This is a genomic window from Salinibacterium sp. (genome assembly GCF_031364185.1).
Lineage (GTDB): Bacteria > Actinomycetota > Actinomycetes > Actinomycetales > Microbacteriaceae > Rhodoglobus.
In genome coordinates this window covers 1-3,568 of sequence record NZ_JANLVV010000131.1, presented here as the reverse complement: position 1 = coordinate 3,568, position 3,568 = coordinate 1, and the positions used below count along the sequence as shown (strand labels likewise).

Below are 3,568 nucleotides of genomic sequence, written 5' to 3'. Positions count from 1 at the left end.
CATCTTTGGCCTTTGACAGACAGCCGACCCAAAGGCACGCACGCTGAAGACCGTGACCGTAGACAGGTTCGAGAGATGGATCGTTTAGACCAGCACCTCGTTGCCTTCGACGGGTCGTCTCTGGCGCAGGCCGCACGCTCTAGGAACGACGGAAACAGAAACCATCAGACCCGATGTCAAGTGCCCATGTCAGTTGCACGTCGCAAACCAGACATCACAAGCCGAATAGGATCCCGACGGGACGGTGCGCACCGCCTCTAATCGGCTTCTTCGTGCGGATCAATGACGGGGAGCAATGCGTGAATCTAGCCAGGGAGGTTGGCGCTGGACCTCGGAGATTACGGGCTTCATAGGAGCCGTCGTACAGCGTCTACGATGACAGCGCGCCGTCGAGCGCGGTCCATGGGAACAGCAGGGCCAAGCTCTGGCACTGTCGTTGACCAAGCCAGTACAACCGCTCGGACCAGCGCGAGGATCTCAACCGGTTCGAAGTGGCCAGGAAGATCGCCGACCGCGATGGCCGCGCGCAATTCGTGCAACTTGGATGCGTTGGATGCCACGACAGCATGAAGCGGTACTCCGTGCGGTCGTTCCAACTGATACCAGGTCGTCAGCCGAACCGTGTCGGGACTCTCCTCGAACGAGTCGAACAATCGACCCGCGTATCCTGGAAGGTCGGCGACGTCAAACGAAACTGTTGCCAAAGAGTCCCTCGTCATCTCGCTGAAGACCGTGTCGAATAGCTTGTCCTTGCTCTCGAAGTAGCTGTAGATCAACGACTTGTTCACACCTGCGCTCGCGGCGATCCGATCGATTCGCGCACCTGCGATTCCGAACGCCGCAAATTCTTCGGCGGCAGCCTTCAGCAGCAACTTCTTTGTTCGTACGGAATCTCGAATCACGATTCTTATTATATAACTAACTTTTTAGTTGACACCCACGGGGTTTGAGGTGTTAGGTCATAACTAGCAATCAAATAACTATTTAGTTGCCTGAAGCTACCAATCGAGAGGAATGGTCCAATGGCTAAGACATGGCTCATCACAGGAAGTTCTCGAGGGTTCGGAGCAGAGTTGAGTAAAGCCGTGCTTGACAGTGGCGATTACCTTATGGCTACGGCGCGTCGCCCCGAGCAACTCGTCGAGCTAGTCGCACGATATGGCGCGCAAGTGCGGACTATGGCTCTGGATGTGACGGACGTCCCGTCGGCGGAAGCAGCAGTCGCTTCTGCGGTTCAGGAGTTTGGGTCTCTCGACGTCGTTGTCAACAACGCGGGCTACGCCAACAGTTCGTCGATCGAAGAGACCACCGACGGCGACTTCCGGGGTCAGATCGAGGCGAACTTGTTCGGAACTATCAACGTTACAAAGGCGGCGTTGCCAATCATGCGGGCACAGCGTTCCGGCATCATTGTCCAGTTCTCCTCCGTCGGCGGCCGAGTCGGGGGTACCCCCGGTATGGGCGCTTATCAAGCCGCGAAGTTCGCGGTCGAAGGCTTCTCCGAAGTCCTGGCGAATGAGGTTCGCCCATTCGGGGTGAAGGTCATGCTCGTTGAGCCTGGAGCCTTCCGTACTGACTGGCAGGGTTCATCAATGAAGCTCAACCCGGTCGGTGCGGATTACGAGGAAACTGTCGGCGCGCTGAATAGGTACCGGGCGGCCAACGCCAGCAATCAGCCGGGCGATCCCGCCCGCGCCGCTCACGTGATCGTCGAAACGATTGGCGGTCACGAGCTGCCGATGCGACTCGTCCTCGGAGCAGGAGCTGTGGCCATGATCCGAACAGCAGCAGATATTCGTGCCGCTGAGACTGAGAAATGGGCCGCTGTTAGTGCGTCTGCCGACTTCCCGGTGGTCGCCTGATCACCGCGTACATCAATCCCAACGAATACATAAGAAATGAGAAAGATCATGACTAACACCTCAACCTGGCTCATTACAGGAGCATCCAGCGGTCTGGGATACGACCTCGCTGAATACGCGCTTGGGCAGGGTGACGAAGTAGTCCTCGCTGCCCGCACCGAATCAGCGATGCGAAGTCTCGCCGACCGCTACCCGTCTACCGCACTCGTCGTTGCGGTGGATGTTGCGGATCCCCATCAACGGGAAAGCCTCATAAATCAAACGCAAGCGCGGTTCGGAAAGATCGACTACCTGGTGAACAACGCGGGAATTGACTTCCTCGGAGCGATTGAAGAACAGAACGAAGAGGACTACCGAAAGGTGTTCGAAATCAACTTTTTTAGCGCGGTCGCGCTGCTTCGCCTCGCCCTGCCAGCTATGCGCGCACGCAGATCTGGAATGATCGTCAATATGTCGTCCATGGATGGCATCGCAAGCCTTCCGGGTAACGCATACTATTCGGCCAGCAAGTTCGCTTTGGAGGGTCTGACAGAATCGCTCTGGCAGGAGATCGGGCCGTCCGGGCTGAAAGCTCTCCTCATTGAACCCGGCTCGTTCCTCACCGGAATCGACGAACGGACTCACTTTTCCGGAACCATGCTTCCCGACTACGATTCCACATCGGGCAATTTCTTCAGAGCGATGCAGAACGTCAGGGAGCTCAGCGGCGTGATGTTCCCGGGAGATCCGAAGCGCGCCGCAATGGTGCTTTTCGATCAGCTCACCACCAACCCCTCCGTTCACCGCATCATTCTCGGTTCCGATGCGATGAACCGAATCGGAGCGAAAATCGACGACTTGCAAAAAGACTACGACGCCTCCAAATTGATTGCCCACACCACCGATTTCGCTCACGTCTAGCGCCAATCGGATCTGCTTTCGTGCCCGATGCAATCACTCGGGCATAATTCGCCGGGCGAGGGACGTTATAGGCAGTCTTTCAACGAAGACCGCAGCATTCGGCTGACCTGTCATCGAATCGTCGATGCTGTATCCCTGGACAGGAGCGGACCCGCCGCCAGGCGCAGCGATTGTTACCGTGATGCTCGCCGCAATGAGGATGTTGTGGGAATCGACGACTTCATCTGCCTAGAAGCCAGCGGGGATAGTCCAACCGGTATGACCGGATTTCGCTGCAAGATGGTGGTGTGCAGCCGGTGGGTCTCGCGATGCCGGCGCGGCATGACCCGAGCCATCTTTGGTCTTAGACAGCAGTTCCGAAGACGCGCACACTGAACACCCTGGGCGTCCAATGGAACAAGAGTTGGATCGCACACACCAGCACAGAGTGGTCGTCGGCGGGTCTGGAGGGATCGACGTGGCGTCACAACGTTATGACTACCTAAGGAGCTGCCATGACTGTCAAGAATTCTCGAGTCGTTGTTCTCGGCGGAACAAGCGGAATTGGACTGGCCACTGCGCAAGCGGTGGCCGAAGCGGGCGCCTCGGTCGTGGTCGCCTCCAGTCGCCAATCGAGCGTCGACCGTGCTCTCTCTGTGCTGCCGCCAGGAGCTGAAGGACTCGTTCTCGACGTGGGGGACTCCGCTGCGTTGCGCGATTTCTTCACTGCAGTAGGACCATTCGATCATCTGGTGTACACGGCGGGCGAGAACCTGGCTCTGATGAGACTGGAGGACTACGACATACACGCCGCGCGTACGTTTTTC

General features: G+C 57.6%; 4 protein-coding genes. 3 read left to right on the top strand and 1 reads right to left on the bottom strand.

Annotated elements, in window-relative coordinates:
- Nucleotides 1-347 precede the first annotated feature (347 nt).
- Nucleotides 348-902, bottom strand: a complete 555-nt coding sequence (locus RMN95_RS05970) for a TetR family transcriptional regulator (protein ID WP_309616032.1) — start codon at nucleotides 900-902, stop codon at nucleotides 348-350.
- 120 nt (nucleotides 903-1,022) lie between these two features.
- On the opposite strand from RMN95_RS05970, the gene RMN95_RS05965 reads away from it, so the two are divergent.
- The 3 genes from RMN95_RS05965 to RMN95_RS05955 form a co-directional block, all read left to right on the top strand.
- Complete coding sequence (locus RMN95_RS05965; RefSeq protein WP_309616031.1) at nucleotides 1,023-1,862, top strand: SDR family NAD(P)-dependent oxidoreductase; 840 nt, start codon at nucleotides 1,023-1,025, stop codon at nucleotides 1,860-1,862.
- Between the two features lie 48 nt (nucleotides 1,863-1,910).
- Complete coding sequence (locus tag RMN95_RS05960; protein ID WP_309616030.1) at nucleotides 1,911-2,762, top strand: SDR family NAD(P)-dependent oxidoreductase; 852 nt, start codon at nucleotides 1,911-1,913, stop codon at nucleotides 2,760-2,762.
- A gap of 494 nt (nucleotides 2,763-3,256) precedes the next feature.
- The coding region (locus RMN95_RS05955) for an SDR family NAD(P)-dependent oxidoreductase (RefSeq protein WP_309616029.1) at nucleotides 3,257-3,568 on the top strand (312 nt) is incomplete at its 3' end.

Excerpts from the sequence above, each read along its gene's own strand:
- RMN95_RS05960 (WP_309616030.1), top strand. The coding sequence starts at position 1,911 with ATGACTAACACCTCAACCTGGCTCATTACAGGAGCATCCAGCGGTCTG.
- RMN95_RS05965 (WP_309616031.1), top strand. The coding sequence starts at position 1,023 with ATGGCTAAGACATGGCTCATCACAGGAAGTTCTCGAGGGTTCGGAGCA.